The organism is Halomonas sp., assembly GCF_029263665.1.
GTDB lineage: Bacteria > Pseudomonadota > Gammaproteobacteria > Pseudomonadales > Halomonadaceae > Halomonas.
Map to the genome: position 1 here is coordinate 41,333 of NZ_JAJUFQ010000026.1, position 16,497 is coordinate 57,829.

At 59.4% G+C, this 16,497-nt stretch carries 12 protein-coding genes; 5 read left to right on the top strand and 7 right to left on the bottom strand.

Translation table 11 applies throughout. The annotated features are described in order from the left end of the window. Nucleotides 1-11: 11 nt before the first annotated feature. Genes Q1K07_RS18825 through Q1K07_RS18840 form a run of 4 tightly spaced genes read left to right on the top strand, consistent with a single transcriptional unit; the run spans nucleotide 12 to nucleotide 4,816 of the window. Complete coding sequence (locus tag Q1K07_RS18825) at nucleotides 12-1,517, top strand: tripartite tricarboxylate transporter permease (protein ID WP_300314658.1); 1,506 nt, start codon at nucleotides 12-14, stop codon at nucleotides 1,515-1,517. Next, nucleotides 1,517-2,272, top strand: coding sequence for an SDR family NAD(P)-dependent oxidoreductase (locus tag Q1K07_RS18830; RefSeq protein ID WP_300314661.1), 756 nt, complete (start codon nucleotides 1,517-1,519; stop codon nucleotides 2,270-2,272). The genes Q1K07_RS18825 and Q1K07_RS18830 overlap by 1 nt, the downstream gene beginning before the upstream one ends. A gap of 4 nt (nucleotides 2,273-2,276) precedes the next feature. Further along, entirely contained in the window at nucleotides 2,277-3,371 is a 1,095-nt protein-coding gene (locus Q1K07_RS18835; protein WP_300314663.1) for an AbrB family transcriptional regulator, read from the top strand. A 14-nt stretch (nucleotides 3,372-3,385) separates the two neighbouring features. Continuing rightward, on the top strand, nucleotides 3,386-4,816 hold the full coding sequence (locus Q1K07_RS18840; protein WP_300314666.1) for an MmgE/PrpD family protein: 1,431 nt from the start codon (nucleotides 3,386-3,388) through the stop codon (nucleotides 4,814-4,816). Nucleotides 4,817-4,929: 113 nt separating this feature from the next. On the opposite strand, the gene Q1K07_RS18845 is transcribed toward Q1K07_RS18840, so the two are convergent. Continuing rightward, complete coding sequence (locus Q1K07_RS18845; RefSeq protein WP_300314669.1) at nucleotides 4,930-6,606, bottom strand: alpha/beta-hydrolase family protein; 1,677 nt, start codon at nucleotides 6,604-6,606, stop codon at nucleotides 4,930-4,932. Nucleotides 6,607-6,901: 295 nt separating this feature from the next. On the opposite strand from Q1K07_RS18845, the gene Q1K07_RS18850 reads away from it, so the two are divergent. Then, nucleotides 6,902-8,713: a dipeptidase gene (locus Q1K07_RS18850; RefSeq protein WP_300314672.1), complete on the top strand. Its 1,812-nt coding sequence runs from the start codon at nucleotides 6,902-6,904 to the stop codon at nucleotides 8,711-8,713. A gap of 64 nt (nucleotides 8,714-8,777) precedes the next feature. On the opposite strand, the gene Q1K07_RS18855 is transcribed toward Q1K07_RS18850, so the two are convergent. The 6 genes from Q1K07_RS18855 to Q1K07_RS18880 all read right to left on the bottom strand — a co-directional run bounded on the left by Q1K07_RS18855 (nucleotide 8,778) and on the right by Q1K07_RS18880 (nucleotide 16,133). Then, nucleotides 8,778-10,016, bottom strand: a complete 1,239-nt coding sequence (locus Q1K07_RS18855; protein ID WP_300314675.1) for an MFS transporter — start codon at nucleotides 10,014-10,016, stop codon at nucleotides 8,778-8,780. A 118-nt stretch (nucleotides 10,017-10,134) separates the two neighbouring features. Continuing rightward, entirely contained in the window at nucleotides 10,135-10,680 is a 546-nt protein-coding gene (locus tag Q1K07_RS18860) for a DUF4256 domain-containing protein (RefSeq protein ID WP_300314678.1), read from the bottom strand. A 46-nt stretch (nucleotides 10,681-10,726) separates the two neighbouring features. After that, nucleotides 10,727-11,416, bottom strand: coding sequence for a DUF899 domain-containing protein (locus tag Q1K07_RS18865; RefSeq protein WP_300314681.1), 690 nt, complete (start codon nucleotides 11,414-11,416; stop codon nucleotides 10,727-10,729). Nucleotides 11,417-11,592: 176 nt separating this feature from the next. Further along, entirely contained in the window at nucleotides 11,593-13,002 is a 1,410-nt protein-coding gene (locus Q1K07_RS18870) for an aminotransferase (RefSeq protein ID WP_300314684.1), read from the bottom strand. A gap of 93 nt (nucleotides 13,003-13,095) precedes the next feature. Next, nucleotides 13,096-14,514 (bottom strand): APC family permease, encoded by a 1,419-nt coding sequence (locus tag Q1K07_RS18875; protein ID WP_300314687.1) that lies wholly within the window; start codon nucleotides 14,512-14,514, stop codon nucleotides 13,096-13,098. Nucleotides 14,515-14,612: 98 nt separating this feature from the next. Then, complete coding sequence (locus Q1K07_RS18880; RefSeq protein ID WP_300314690.1) at nucleotides 14,613-16,133, bottom strand: aldehyde dehydrogenase; 1,521 nt, start codon at nucleotides 16,131-16,133, stop codon at nucleotides 14,613-14,615. Between the last annotated feature and the right edge of the window lie 364 nt (nucleotides 16,134-16,497).

The following is a 16,497-nucleotide window of genomic DNA, read 5'->3' on the forward strand; positions in this document are numbered from 1 at the left end:
AGAAAAGGCATATGGAACCTATTCTCACTGGCCTCGGCATTCTGACCGATCCCGTCGCCATCGCCGTCATTCTGCTGGGCACCGTTGTCGGGGTGCTGGTCGGTGCACTGCCAGGGCTCAGCTCCTCAATGGCCGTGGCACTGTTACTCCCGTTCACGATCTACCTTGACCCGATCCCTGCCATCTCCATGCTCGCAGCGCTGTATTGTGCCGGTACTTTTGGCGGGTCCATCACCGCGATATTGATCAATGCACCGGGTGCACCGCCCGCCGCCGCCACAGCTTTCGACGGTTTCCCGATGGCCCAGAAGGGCGAGGCGGGACGAGCCCTGGGCATGGCAGCCGTTTCCAGTGTCATCGGCGGTATTCTGTCGTTGGTCGTCATGGTCCTGGCGGCACCGGCTCTGGCACGCATTGCTCACTCCTTCGGTCCACCGGAATACTTTGCTCTCGCCATCTTCGGTCTCTCCATGCTGGCATCGATCAGCGGCAAGTCTCCGGTGAAGAATCTCATCGGTGGCGCGCTGGGCTTGTTGATTGCCACCGTCGGTGTCGACCTGACCACCGGCGTCGAGCGTTTCACCTTCGGCGTCCCCCAGCTCTACGAAGGCATCAGCTTCATTCCGATTCTCATCGGTCTGTTTGCTGTCGCCGAGCTGCTCTCCCAGGCCGATGTCGTCGACCGAGCCATGGACCGTATTGCACTGAAGGCCATCAAGCTGCCCTCCAGAGACGATTTCAAGCGAGTATGGAAGACCATTCTGCGCTCTTCCGGTATCGGTACCTTCATCGGCATTCTGCCTGCTGAAGGCAGCACCATGGCCGCCATGATCGGCTACAACGAGGCACGACGCTGGTCCAAGCATGGTGACAAGTTCGGCACTGGCGAGATCGAAGGTATCGCCGGCCCAGAAGCCGCCAACAATGCAGCAACAGGCGGCTCCATGGTGCCGACCTTGGCCCTTGGCATTCCTGGCTCAGCCACCGCTGCTGTCATTCTGGGCGGTCTGCAGATTCATGGCATACGTCCGGGCAGCTACCTGTTCGAGAACCAACCCGAACTGCTGTATTCCATCTTTGCCGCCATGCTGGTCGCCAACCTGGTGTTTCTGGTTTTCGGCCTGGTCGGCGCCAGACTGTTCTCTCGCATCTCGCTGATCCCAAGAACGTTCCTGTGGCCAACCGTCTTCGCTCTTTGCGTCGTCGGTGCCTACGGCGTCAATCAGAGCCTGGTCGATGTCACTATCATGCTGATCACAGGATTCATCGGGTTCTGGCTGAAGCGCTACGGGTTCGGTGCCGCCCCCATCATCATGGGCGTTGTCCTTGGTTCACTGGTAGAAAACTCCCTCGCGCAATCGCTGATCATCTTCGACCAGGACGCTTCTCGCTTCCTGGAGCGACCTATCGCGCTCGGCTTCTTCCTGCTCGCCTTCCTGAGCATCTTTGCCAAGCCGATATCCAACGGATTGAAAGGCCTGAAGAGACGCAGAGCCGTCAACGGAGGGCATAGCTGATGACATCCTCGCTCCCCCTTCGTGGCCGCGTCGCCCTGGTAACCGGAGGGACACGCAACATCGGACGTTGCATTTGCCTGGAACTGGCACGGCAAGGCGCCGATGTGGCCGTCCTCGCCAGCCGCGACGGTGAAGACATGGTCCGCACTCTTCAGGACATCGAGTCCCTTGGCCGCCAGGCCATTGGCCTGTGCGCCGATGTATCGTCTGCCGAGGCGATGGAGCAGGCGTTGCAGCAGCTCGAACGCCGCTTCTCGCAGCTCGATATTCTCGTCTGCTGTGCAGCCATCCGACCTCATCAGCCAGTGGATGACCTGACGCCAGATGCCTGGCGGCAGGTCATGGCCGTCAATCTGGATGGCCCCTTTCTGGCGACGAGGGCGGCATTACCACTACTGTCAGCCTCGGATCAGGGCGCCATCATCACCTTCGGTGGTGTCAGCGCTCACCTCGGTGCTGCGGAACGCGCCAGTGTGATCGCCTCGAAGATGGGGGTCGTCGGACTGACCCGCGCTCTGGCCGTGGAGCTGGCAGAGCGTGGCATCACCGCCAACTGTGTTGTCCCCGGGCAGATCGATACGCAACGCCCCATCAACTCGCCCGCACCACAACTCGCGTCCGGGTCCAAGGCGGCTGCCCAACGCCTTGGCAGACCACAGGAAGTGGCCTCCATGGTTGCTTACCTGGCAGGCCCCGATGCCCGTTACATCACAGGTCAGACGCTGCATATCAACGGTGGTCGTTACCTTGGGTAATCCAATGGACAACCGCCCTCCTCTCCACGCCAGCGAGAAGCGATCAGAGGCTCCTGCACCGCTTGTCAGGACACTCATTCTCCCTGCCATCGCGGCAACACTGGGCGGCTACCTGTGGCAGACCCTGGGATTGCCTCTGGGCTGGCTGATGGGCTCGGCGCTCATGGTCGGCGGGCTGGCATTGAGCGGCTTATCCATCCAGATGCCCAAGCCGCTGCATCGTGGCGGGCTTCTGATCGTGGGTTCCAGCGTAGGGTTGTGGGTGACTCCCGAAGTGGCCTCGCAGATGCTCGCGTGGTTGCCTGTCATGCTGCTTTCCGCCGCACTGGGAATTGTCCTGGCCATCGGCCTGACACCTCTTTTCGCTCGTGTATCGGGCCTCGACACGGCGACAGCCTACTTCTGCCTGCTGCCAGGCGGCGTGATCGAGATGGCAGAAATCGGCGAACGTTATTCTGCCAACCGTGCCGCCATCGCCGCTCTACATGCCACACGCGTCGGCCTCATCGTCACGCTGATCCCGGCCATTGCCCAGCACTATGGACATCAGATGCCGGGGCTTTCCGACAGTGGCCACCCTTTGCCAGCTCCCCTGCTGCTCGCTGTTCTCGGGCTGTCCATGCTGGCCAGTATCGTCACCTCACGTCGCGGTATGCCATCCGCCTGGCTGCTGACGCCCTTGATCATCAGTGGCGTCATGTCAGGGGCAGAATTCACCAACAGCGGGCAGATGCCGGGGTGGCTGCTGATCATCGCTCAATTGATCGTCGGCTTCAGCCTGGGCGCCAAATTCAAGCGTGAATCCCTGCTCGCACTGCCTCGCGCGCTGGTTACCGGCATTGTCATCCTGCTGGTGATCGGCTCACTGGTGTCCGGTGCGGCGCTGATCTTCGCGCTGTTCAGCGAAGGCGAGACCGCCATGACCCTCGTGCTGAGCTTTGCCGTAGGCGGCATGGCGGAAATGACCCTTACCGCCAAGGTACTGGGCCAGAACGCCGCCCTGGTGGCGGCCTTTCATGCTGTCCGTGCTGTCACCGTCAATCTCTTCGCAGGGCCTCTCTGGGCGAGGCTCACCCGCAACTCCACCACTGATGAATGATCCCGGAGGACCATGTGTCTGTTACCCGTAATATCTTTGCTGAAATGCCAGAAAATACCGAAATCACCGCTCGGGCAGCCGCTTTCATAGAGCAGGTAAAGTTCGCGGATATTCCCGACGAGGCACTGAAGATCGGCAAGCGCTGTCTGTTGGATGGGTTGGGCCTGTTCGTCGCGGGCTCAGAAGAACACTCGGTACGTATGCTGGCCGAAGATGCAGCCGAGGCCGGCGGCCGCGAGGACGCTCTATTGCTGGGGTTGGCAAACCAGCGCGGCCCCGTCGCGCTTGCCGCTCGGGTGCTGGGCACCGCAGGTCACGCTCATGACTGGGATGACAGCCAGGTCAGCCTGGATCCCGCACATATCTATGGTCTTCTCACTCACCCGACAATCCCGCCGCTGACAGCCAGTCTGGTGATGAGCCAACGATTGGGCGCGGTCAGCGGAGAACGCTTCATGGAGGCTTTCCTGACGGGATTCGAGGTGGAATGCAAGATTTCGGAATGGATGCTGCCCCAACACTATATGCAGGGAATGCACTCCAGCGGCACCGTCGGCACCTTTGGCGCCTTCGCCAGCGCTGCCAAGCTTTTGGGCCTCGAAGGCGAGCGTCTGCGTCATGGCTTCGGTATCGCCGCCAGCCTGGCCGCAGGCATTCGCTGCAACTTCGGCACCATGACCAAGCCCCTGCATGTTGGCCGAGCATCGGAAAATGGCGTCACTGCTGCGCTTCTTGCCCAGCGAGGCTTCACCGCTGACCCCGAAGCACTGGATGGTCCCTGGGGGTTCATGGCTGTCCATGGCGGCGGCGCCAGCGCAGACAAACTGAAACAGGGGTTCGGCAAGACCTGGTCCATCCTTGATCCCGGTGTCTCCATCAAACCCTATCCGTGTGGTGTACTGACCCATCCGACCATCGACCTCATGCTGCGACTGGTCACCGAGGCCGACATTCAACCGGAGGACATCGATACTGTCGTGGTACATGCCGGTTCCAACATCCTCAATCCGATTCGCTACCCGATTGCGGCCAATCATCTGCAGGCAAAGTTCTCCCTGCCCGCCGCCCTGGCGATGATTGCCTTGAACCGACAGGCCGGCAAGGTCGAGTTCTCTGACGAGTTTGTCGCCTCGGATGCCATGCAGGCCATGCAGCACCGAGTACGCACACAGCTGGATCCCGACATCGAGGCTCAGGGCTTCGACAAGATGCGCTCGCGTATCACGATAGAACTGAACAACGGCGAAAGCGTCAGTGGCTGGGCAGACGAGCGTTATCGTGGTGGGCCGGAAAACCCATTGAGCGATGCCGAACTCGAAGCCAAGGTTCGCTCGTGCTGCGCGGGTGTTCTTGCTGATGATGCGCAGGATGCGCTGATCACTGCAGCCTGGTCCATTACCGATCTCAGCGACGTCGCCAGCATTGCACGCCAGCTTCAGGGCTAGCTCCCCTATCGAGCAGCATTTGTGCATCCAAGCATTCGTTCATTGACAAGCATGCATGACAGAGGGCACCAGACTGGTGCCCTAGCTCATTCCCGCTCCCCAATCGAACGCTTTCACTCACCAGAAGACATAAACCCCACCAGTCGTTCACTGTCCTGCGCCGTCCATCCGCGCGGGTCAGTCACCATTGCCCAGGCATGGGTATATTCCTGCACCGAGTAGTTATGCCCATGCCCTGGCGGTGTGTCACCGGCAGACAGCATGTCCATCGCGACCTCGAAGAAAGACACCACCGGTACCCACTCGAACAGTGGCGAGACATCCGGCCCCCTTGGCGGCTTCATCCAGTTGGGTTCGCGGTACCACATGCGTTCATTGAAGAAGGAAATCGCATCGGAGGGATTGACGACATAGGCAATGCGTACCGGCCCCCACTCCTGGCCTTCCGCATGTCGCTGCCCTTGCGGGCCGAACACACGGACCAGCGAACCATCTTCAAACTCCGGCTGCCAGGCAGGCGAATCACCATGAGGACGACGCTGGATACGTCGCCACATGGTGTTGCGAAAGGTCGGCCCGGCCCACACAGCGCCTTGGATGGGATGATTGATGAAGGCATTCAGCGGTGCAGAGTTTTCCGAACCCAGCGATCCCAGGCTCAAGCCGAACAGGTAGAGTCGGGGACGTTCCGCTTCCGGCAGGGTCTTCCAGTATTCATAGATCACATTGAAGACGATGGAAGCCGACTCCTGAGCCCGGCCAGGCTCGAGAATCAGCGAGAACGGGCTGGGCAGATAGGAATACTGCACGCCAACGATGGCGGTATCGCCACCATACATGTACTCCAGCGGCGCCAGGGCCCCATTCTGCAACCAGCCGGTCCCCGTCGGGGTCGCAATGACCAGCAGCTCCCGCGAAAATGCCCCTGTGCGTTGCAGCTCCCGCAGCGCCAGTTCGGCCTGCTGCTCTGTCTCATCAGCCGACCGCAGGCCGACATAGGCGCGTATCGGCTCCATGGCAGGCTGGCCGGAAAAGGCAGAGATATCTGCTGCACGTGGCCCCTGACCCACATAGAGCTTCCCGGCCTTGCCCAGCAGATCCCAGGAAATCAGAGATTCAGTGCTGCCAGATCGAGTCGCTTGAACAGGCGGCTCGACCCCCGGAGGATCACTGATATCCACTGCAGCCTGCACTTGGTCGATTGCGGTAATTGCATAACTGACCAGGGTGCCATTGACGGCATTGACCAACAGCGCAAGGAAGACCACCACCCCGACCAGCGATGCCACACGCCGGCGAATATAGCGCCTTGGAAAGGCTGCCGCTGCACGTATTCCCCACACCAGCCCGGCTCCCAGAAGCAGCAGCAGGGCCACCACGCCAACGGCAACCAGCACAATCCGTACGTAATACTCACTCTCCACGGGAGGCATGCCCATCAGTTGCCGGGTGGAATTCTGCCAGTCCGAGGCATGCCAGAGATGGAATGCCAGATACACCACAATGAAGATGACCAGAACCCAGAACAGGCCAGGCCGCCAGCGGTCACGAATGGTGGGCAGCTCCATGAAGCGCCACAGCCAGCTCATGACCAGCCCGAGCCCATAGCCCAAGGCAAACGAAAAGCCGGTCAATATGGCCTGGAACAACCACGGGCGAGGGACAAGCGAAGGCATGAACGTCAAGGCACACAGCAGGCCGCCGAGAAAGAGCCCCGCCAACGATGGGTGATACCAACGCCGGCCTGCCGGGCGTACCGATACATGTTGTTTTACTGAAGGCTTCAACATTCCTTTGCCTATCCTTTTATCTCGTCCTGCCGTTTATCTTGCCCTGACATTCAGACGGGTCGCTGTCGGCAAAAATGCCATGGATAAAGAAAGAGCGGTCTGGCAACACCAATAGATGAGCACCGTTGAATTCACCTGAAAGTCGCTGTCATTTCAGCTCTTTCATCAGTAACCTGGCTTTTCAATGATGACTTTTTTCTTTCATATTTGATCAAAGAGGAATATCGCTTCGCCCTTATCCGTCTTACATTGTTGTAGTTCATCACCATGGACTGAAACAAGGAAGGATAAGGTCATGAAAACCCCTGCCACACTACTGGCCTCAGCGCTCTTTACCCTGAGCCTGACGGGACCGGTATACGCCTCTAGTGAGTCCGATGCCGCCACTACCGGCACGCTCAAGCATGATGAAATCCTCACTATCCTGGAGACTCATGCCAAGGAGGTTCCCCCGAGCTTCAATGATTTTCTGCAGCAAGTGAGCGGTGAAAGCGACAATACCGCCCTGCAGTCGGCCATCGAAGGCTATCTGAACGGAGAAACCCTTGAGGGCGACGATTTCACCAACCTTTATCGCCTGCTGGGCATCTATACCCGCCTGCATTACGGCGACGATGTCGTCGACCTGCTCGGTGAAATGGTCGCCATTCCCACCGACAAGAAAGGTGATGCTCCACAATACGAAAACCCCGGCATCATTCAATTCGGTGAGTTGATCAAGGCCAAGGCCGAGGAATTCGGCCTGCAGTTCCGCAACGTGGACAACCGCATCTTCGAGGTCGAGCTGCCCGGCAGCACGGATGAAGCCTTCGGCATCCTGACCCATGGCGATACCGTACCCGCCGAAGACAGCTGGACCCTGGACGATGGCACCGAGCTCAATCCTCGTGAGATGACGCTCAAGGACGGCAAGCTCTATGGTCGTGGCACTGAAGACGACAAGGCCTCCATCGCTGCGGCCCTGTATGCCATGAAGACCATCAAGGAAAATGATGTGCCGCTCAAGCGCACCATGCGCCTGATGATCGAGACCACCGAAGAAACCGGCGGCGAAGGCTTCACCTATTACAAGGAAGTCAACGCCAAGGAAAACCAGGAACTGCCAGCCTATAACATCGTGCTCGACAGCGGCTATCCGGCAGTGATCGCAGAAAATGGGTTTGGCACCATCACTACCGATTTCCCACTCGTGGAAGGTAGTGGAGAAAGCGCTGGAGAAAGTTCCGGAGAAAGTTCTGGAGAAAGTTCAGGCGAAGGCCCCGAGATCGTCGAAGTCACGGGTGGCCTGGCCAGCAACCAGATTCCCGAAACCGCGGTAGCGACCATCCAAGCCGATGACCCGGAAGCCGTGAGCGAGACCCTGCGTGCCGAAGGCGAAGCTTATGTCGAAGCCAACGGTGGTGACTTCCAGGTGATGTCCGACGTCGAGGGCGACCAGGTCACGCTGACCGTCAAGGGCAAGTCCGCTCACTCCTCGAAGCCGGACTCCGGCCTCAACCCCGTGCCGCGCCTGGCCGGGCTGCTGGCAGAATCCGAGGTTCCCTTCCAGGACAACCACTACACCGCGGCCATGCATTACCTGAACGACAACTATGGGCTGGATTACCACGGCGAAAAGCTGGGTGTGGCCTATGAGCATGAGTTCATGGGACCGCTGCTGGTGTCACCGACTTTCCTGCAATTGACTGACGATCATCTGAACGTTGCCGTCAACGTGAGGGCTCCTGCGGGAGACCGCTCCCCCGAAGAACTGGCCAATGCGATCAGCGAGAAGCTGAATGCCTATGCCGAGGAACAAGGCTCCGACATGCAGGTCGCCGTGGAAATCGACGACTGGATGCTGCGCGATCCTCAAGGCGCCTGGTTGCAGACCCTGCTGAACATCTTCGGTGACACCACCGGCCTGCCCGCCGACCCGGTGTCTTCTGCCGGCAGCACCACCGCCAAGCTGTTGCCCAATGCCATCAACTTTGGCCCCTCCATGCCCGGCGAAGCCTACACCGGACATACCTCCGAGGAGTTCAAGAAAGTGGATAACCTGATGCTGGATATTCAGATGTTCACCGAGATGTTTGCGCGGATCGGCAATCAACCGCAACTGGACTAGGGCTGGACTAATCCCTGGCTTTTCTACCCTCCTGCTGGGCGCCCATAAGGCGCCCAGCTTCTTGTTACGACGGATGCCGTGAAGCCAGCGCAAAGCCCAGTAACCCGATGACCGGGCCTGGCACCAGCAGCCATGCGGCATCCAGACCGATATGCTCGAACAGGGCCGAAGTCGCGGCAATGGAAATAACCGTGATGGCAAAACCGATGGAGTTCTGAATGGCCAACGCGGCGCCAACCAGCTCCCTTGGGCAGGCCTGCGCCGACAGCGCGGAGAACTGAGGCGAGTCTGCCACCACGGTCACTCCCCATACCAGCAGGAGCATACCTAGTGCCGCAGCGGGAAGATCACGCCAGAACAGGGCAAACACCACGGCACATGCACACGAAGATGCCAACGCTCCCAGTGCGACCTTCGCACTGCCGATACGTCGAGACAGCAGGCCACCGATCACACAGCCCAGCGCCCCGATGCCAATGATGGCAAATGCCATGCCCGATACCCCCAGCCAGGGATACTCGCTGGGCAACACCGAGCGTGCCACCCACAGCGGCACCAGCGCCCAGAAAGCATAAAGCTCCCACATGTGCCCGAAGTATCCCCACGCCGCCGCCCGATAGCGGCTGATCTTGAATACCTGCAGGACACCTGAGCGCGACCCCGCCATGGCCGATGCCAGCGCTTTTCTCTGGCGTGCATCCGGCAGGTGGGGACCGTCTCCCAGCAGATGGATCAACAAGGCGCCCAGCAACGCCAATCCCGACGAAGCGAGGATGACGTACTGCCAAGGCAGCGTCGCGCCCACTTCCCGCAAGGCATGTGGCAATGCCGTACCCAGCGTCAGCATGGCAACTAACTGCGCCAACGCCTGGCCGGTGCCTTCAGGAACCCAACTGACGATCAGCTTCATGCCCATGGGATAGATACCGGCCAGTGACACACCGACCAGAAAGCGGAACACCATCGCACTGGCCAGCCCTTCAGAAAACCAGGCAAACCCCGCATTGAACAGTGCACCCGCCACTGCACTGCAGACAAAGACGCGGCTGGCGCGATAGCGGTCCGCCAGCCCGCCCAATGCCAGGACCAGCGTGCCGAAAATGAAGCCTCCTTGCACCGAGCTGGTCAACCAGCCGATATCCGCGGCACTGATGTGCCAGATTTCCATGAGATCATCTGCAGCACTGTTGGCACTGAACCACAGTGAAGTCCCCAACAACTGGGCAATGGCAATGGTTGCGACAGGCCAACGCAACTGCCACGAGTGTCCGGCGCTATCTTTCCTGATGCCTTCCGAGGCCATCGAATTCTCCTGTTCGCATAGCCAGAGATGGTCGAACAGGCCATATGGCCCATTGGTCCCTTTTTATCCCACTTGTTTTTATCTCGCTTGTTTTTAACCCACTTACTTTTGATCCCACTTACACCTTGAGCGCGCCACGGAATCCTCTGGCAGCGTAATAGGACTGTACGCCGTTGTGGTACACGAACACCGTGCCATAGCGGTAGTCCCCGAAGATCGCGCCGCCATGCTGGCGAATCTCATTCGGTGTGGCCAGCCAACTGGATGTCTTGGTATCGAACGGACCGAACTTCTGCAGTTCTCGGTATTGCGCTTCCGTCAGCACGTCAATGCCCATGTCAGCCGCCATATCCAGGGCATTGTTCTCCGGTTTATGGGTCTTTCGTGCATCAAGGGCTTCCCGGTCGTAGCAGACACTTCGGCGACCCTTGGGGCTTTCCGCGGAACAGTCGTAGAAGATGAATTCCCCCGTCGCCGCATCCTGCCCGATGACATCCGGCTCTCCGCCCGTTCTTTCCATTTCGCTGAGCGACCGGAGCTTGTCGGCATTGGCTGCCAGCCTGGCCTGAACATCTGCCCATGCCAGTCCTTCATGGCGAGCCATGTTGGCTTCGAAACGGGCCTTCAATGTGTCGAGTAGTGCTTCACGCTGTGCTGCCTGCATAACGGCTCCTGGTGAGTTCTCGGTGCTTATCTCATCGTGCTGTTGTTCAGTCCGAATATTCGTCATGCATACGCCACCATTCATATGGCGGAGTCTGCGGCCGGCCTTCGGGAGAGTCTTCCCAATTTTCCTGGCGCCCGTACGGCGTAAGGTCCAGCAGCCTGAAATGGGTGTCGAACAACTCCCCGCCGCGATCAGTGGTGAAATAAGTGCGATATATCCGCTGTTCATCATCGTGAATGAACACATTGAGAGCAAACCCCTTTCCTGCGCCAAAATCATCGGCAAAGCGACGGCCGTGATCGGTGTACCAGGGAGCGCTCCAGCTCATACGCTGCTGCAGTGTCTTGATGTCTTCCTGTGGGGCCGGTGAGGTAAAGACAAAAGTAGTGTCCCGGGCATTTACATGGGCCAGGTTGTGACCGATGTTATCCATCACCATCGAGCAACCCGAGCAAGGCGCCGCGCCCGGTTCCAGCATGGCGCAATAGACGATCAGCTGCCGACGACCATGAAACAGATCGATCAAGGAGAGCTCTCCCTCCGGCCCGGTGAAGGTGTAGTGCCTTTCCACCGGTACCATGGGCAAGCGACGTCGCTCTGCCGCCAAGGCATCCATCGCCCGGGTTGCTGCTTTCTCCTTGGCAAGCAGTGCAGTGCGGGCCGCATCCCACTCGGCATGTGACGCCACTTTCGGCAGTGCCTTCTTGTTAGCCATCACAGTGCTGGTTTTCATGGCGTGAACTCCTGTTGATCCGATGGACTCAGAGTGCACTCCATCGTCGAATGAGCGTAGTCGGTTTCGACACTCAGCGACGCTCAGCGCAGGCCTGAACCAAAACGCCGCCGCGCCTTGTTCAGGCAGCGGCGGCGGTATCAACAGAACGGTTGTTGGTATTCAGCTATCAGTATTCAGCGCGGCAGGTAACCGTCGACCTTGAGCGATTCGGTGGCGGCTTCGATGCTTTCGCGCAGTGTCTCGACCACGAAGTCGACATCCTGCCGGCTGAGAATCAGCGTCGGCGAAAGGATATTCATATGCGCCAGGGGGCGAACGATCAGGCCGCGCTGCTGACATTCGTCGGCGATGCGGTTGCCGATCTTGGCTTCGGGGGCGATCAGTTCCTTGGTTTCCTTGTCGGCGACATTCTCGAGACACATCATGAATTTGCGCCCGCGAACATCACCGACGATCGGCAGGTCCTTGAGCTCATGCAGGCGCTGTTCGAAATAAGCCCCTACGTCCTGAACGTGATCGCAGATGCCTTCTCGCTCCATGATCTCGATATTCTTCAGGCCGGCCGCACAGCTCACCGGGTGGCCGGAATAGGTGAAGCCGTGGGTAAACAGGGCACCATCGGCCTGGGGCTTGCTGATCACGTCGTAGATGCGATCAGAGAAGATGGTTGCTCCCAGCGGCAGGTAGCCAGAGGTCAGGCCCTTGGCACAGGTGATGATGTCCGGAACGATGCCGAACTCGTCCTCGGAGGCGAACATGTGGCCAAGGCGCCCGAAGGCCGTGACCACCTCGTCGGAGACATACAACACATCGTACTTGCGGCACACCGCCAGGGTCTTCTGGTGGTAGCCTGGCGGCGGCACGATGACACCGCCCGCGCCCATGATCGGCTCGGCAAAGAAGGCCGCCACATTATCCGGGCCCAGTTCGAGGATCTTGTCTTCCAGTTCCTGAACCTTCTCGTCGCAGAACGCTTCCAGGCTCTGTTCTTCAGGGCGGCGATAAGGATTCGGACAGGAGATGTGATGCACCAGTTGCCGCTCGACATCGAAACCGATGTGGTCGAACTGCACTCCGGTAATCGACATCGCCATGTAGGTGCTGCCGTGATAGCCATCGATGCGCGAGATGATCTGCTTCTTGCTGGTCTTGCCGAGCTGGTTGAAATAGAAGTGGATCAGGCGCACGGCCGTGTCGTTGGCCACTGATCCGCCACAGCCATAGAACACATGGTTGAGATCGCCCGGCGCCAGCTCCGCGAGCTTGGCCGCCAGACGCGCCGCCGGTGCCGTCGTGTGGTGCCCGAAGGTGGAGAAATACGGGATAGCGCGAATCTGCTCGGCGACCGCCTCGGCAATCTCATCGCGGCCATAGCCAATGTTGACGCACCACAGCCCACCGATGCCATCCAGGTAACGCTTGCCATCCGCATCCTGCACCGAGACACCATCGGCCTGCTGGAAGACCATGGAACCGCTTTCCTTGAAGGTCGAGAAATCCGTCCAGGGATGAACGAAGTGATCGCGGTCCTTCTCCCAGACTTCCTGTTTGACGAAGTTCGCAGCGGGATTCTGGCTGGTCATGTTATGACTCCTCGTTGTCTTGACTCGTTGTCTTGACTCGTTGTGTTGTTCTGTATTTGTAGCTTGTGACTAAAGATTGAGTAGCGCAGACATTTATGCAGGGTTTTCTAAAGGTTCAGGGCGAAACAGCGGCTTGCGCATCACCAGCTTGATCCACAGCACCGCAATGACACTGACCACGCCCAGCACAACACCAGCATTGGTGAATACTGCTGCGGTCAGCTCCGGCGCGGGAGAGGCATGCACGATGGCATAGACCATCCCGGCGATACCGACCAATTGCGGCAATGGGTAGAAGGGAGAGCGATACGGACGTTCCGCCTCGGGATAGCGAATACGCAGGGCAATGACGTTGACGTGCGCAATGATGTAGGCGATCAGCCAGGCAATGGCCGCAGACACCAGCAGCAGGCCGACAGTGCTTGGATCATTGCCCCAGATCAGCAGTGGCAGGCCGGTCACCCCGGCAACGAACAGCACCGCCACCCAGGGCACCCTGGTCGTGCGGGTCAACCAGCCCAGCACCGGGAAGGCCTGGCCCTGCTCCGCCATGCCCTGCAGCATGCGCGGCACCGCGGCCAGAGACGTATTGACCGTACTGCAGGTCGCCGTGATCGCTGCCACCGCCAGCAGCAAGGTACCGGAGCCACCAAAGGCGGCAGTGGCATATTCCAGGTGCGGTAGCGAGGCAGAGGTCAGCACGTCCCGAGGCACATAGAACAGTGCTCCCAGGCAATACAAGGCAAAGACCACAAAGATCAGCGTCAGCCCCAGGTACATCGAGCGGGGAATATGACGCTCTGGACACCGTGATTCGCCCACCAATGGGCAGACGAACTCGGCCCCTACATAGCCCCAGATGGCCAGCGCAATCAGCGTGAGAGCACCATCGCCCAGGTTGAAATCGGCCGCCAGTTGCGAAGCACCGAACTGGTGCGGAGCAAAACCGCCGCTCAACGCACTGACACCGAGCAGAGTCAGCGCCACCACCATGGCAAAGGCCAGCACGTTCTGCAGCTTGGCAAAGACATCAATGCCCAACAGGTTGAGCAGCGTGAAGACGGCAAGAATGGCGAAGGCAATGTATTGTGTGCCTTCAATCGCCGGGTACAGCACGCCAAGCAGATAGTTGACCAGCAGCAGTTCGGCCGATAGCGCAAACATGGCCACTACCACGTAGCCGGAAAACACCGAAATGATCGCCAGGAAGTGCCCCAGAGCAACTTCCGTGTAGGAACTGAGGCTGCCCGCCCGGGGAATCATCAACGACAACTCGCCAAACGACGCGGCGTAACACAGCGCCAGCACCCAGGCGATGGCCAAGGGGACAATGAAGGCCGCACCGGCAATACCGACCCCCTGCAACATCAACACCATGCCCCCTTGCGAGACCACCAGACCAACGGCAACCGCCATCAGGGATTTGAGACCCAGCCCTGCACCGCGAGCGGCATGCCGGGGAGGATGGGCGGCAGCGGACACCGCTGCCGGCTTGGATACGGCATCTTGCATTGTCTTAACCCTCTTGTTGTTGTGGGGTTATCGATTGCTTCAGAGAGACATCTGCTTCAGCGAGACATTTGCCTCAACCAAACATCGTCAGGAGAGACTCAGCCAAGCTGAACCCAGGTCGTCTTCAACTGCGTGAACTTATCCAGCGCATGCAGGGATAAATCACGGCCGAAACCGGATTGCTTGTAGCCGCCGAAGGGAGTGGTGAAGTCGATGGCATCCACGGTATTCACCGACACCGTGCCTGCACGCAGGCGCTTCGATACACGATGTGCGCGGGACAGGTCCCGGGTCCAGACCGACGCGGCCAGGCCATAGATAGAGTCGTTGGCAATGGCGACCGCCTCGTCCTCATCGGCAAATTCGATCAGCGCCGCCACCGGACCGAAGATCTCTTCCCGGGCAATGGTCATCTGTGGAGTGACGCCTTCGAACAAGGTCGGCGAGACGAAAGCGCTCGACTTTTCATCGCTCGTTCTTTCACCACGTGCCCCTCCACTGTCCGGCACCTCACCCAATGCCAGACGCGCGCCCTCTTCCACTCCCAGAGAGATGTAGCCGCGCACCTTGTCGGCATGCTGGGCATCGATCAGCGAACCGACATCAGTCGCCGGATCCAGCGGATCACCAACGACCAGTTGAGAGGCAGCCGCGACGAAGCGCTCCACGAAGGCATCCTTGATCTCGCGCTGCACCAGGATGCGGGAATTGGCCGAGCACACTTCGCCCTGGTTGAAGTAGATGCCTTGAACCGCAGCCTTGGCGGCAGCATCAAGATCACAGTCGGCAAAGATCAGGTTGGGGCTCTTGCCCCCGCACTCCAGCCACACCTGCTTCATGTTCGAGCGCGCGGCATAGTCCAGGAAGCGCTTGCCGGTCATCGTGGAGCCCGTGAACGTCAGGCAATCCACATCCGGATGCAACCCCAGCGCCTGGCCAGCCGTATGGCCAAACCCCGGCAGCACATTGAACACGCCATCGGGAATGCCGGCCTCCTTGGCCAGTTCCGCAAGACGTAGTGCCGTCAGTGGCGACTGTTCCGCCGGCTTCAGGACCACGCTATTGCCTGCCGCCAGTGCCGGCGCCAGCTTCCAGGCGGTGATATCGAGCGGGAAGTTCCAGGGAATCACCGCCGCCACGACACCCACCGGTTCGCGGGTGATGGTCGCCAGGCTATCGCCAGCGGTGGGTGCCACCTCGCCATACAGCTTGTCGGTCGCCTCGGCATACCAGTTGAAGCACCCCGCCGCGCCGGGAACATCGAGTTCAAAGGCATCACGAATCGGCTTGCCGGTATCCAGCGTCTCCAGCAGGGCCAGTTCCTCGCAATGTTCCATCATCAATGCCGACAGGCGCTGCAGTATGACCTTGCGCGTCACCGGCGCCGCCTGGGACCAGTCACCCGCTTCAAAACTGCGTCGAGCAGCAGATACAGCGCGGTCCACATCTTCCGCATCGCACGCCGCCACTTCGGCCAAGGCTTCGCCTGTGGCAGGGTCTGAGGTCGTCAGCGTACTGCCATCCGCCGCGCTGACAGGTTGGCCATCAATAAAGGCAGCCGTAGGAATACGCAGGTTGGCACGCAGCTCTCGCCAGTAGGCCAGGTCAAGTAGGGACATCGGGGCAACTCCATTACTGAGCAATTGGAAAGCACTGCATAAATACCTACGCGTGCGAACCACTTCGTTGCGCGGTGCTCACCATCCTCACCTATACCCCATAGGCTCCGGTGGTTGCGCTCCGTGCGCCTTGTGCTTCATCCCGCTCGGCTGATTTATTCAGCGCTTCCTTTGTTGTGATTGAAGCTCTGGGGTGTGCTATGCCGTTTCCGTCACACCGTTTCAGACACAATAGGCAGACGCATTGAATCGTTAAAATATAATTATGTGAGATGCTGAATAGGTTTTGTTGATACAACGAAGACGACTGCGGGCCGTAAGCGATAGGAGCTGTAAGCCGTAAGCCGTAAGCCGTAAGCCGTAA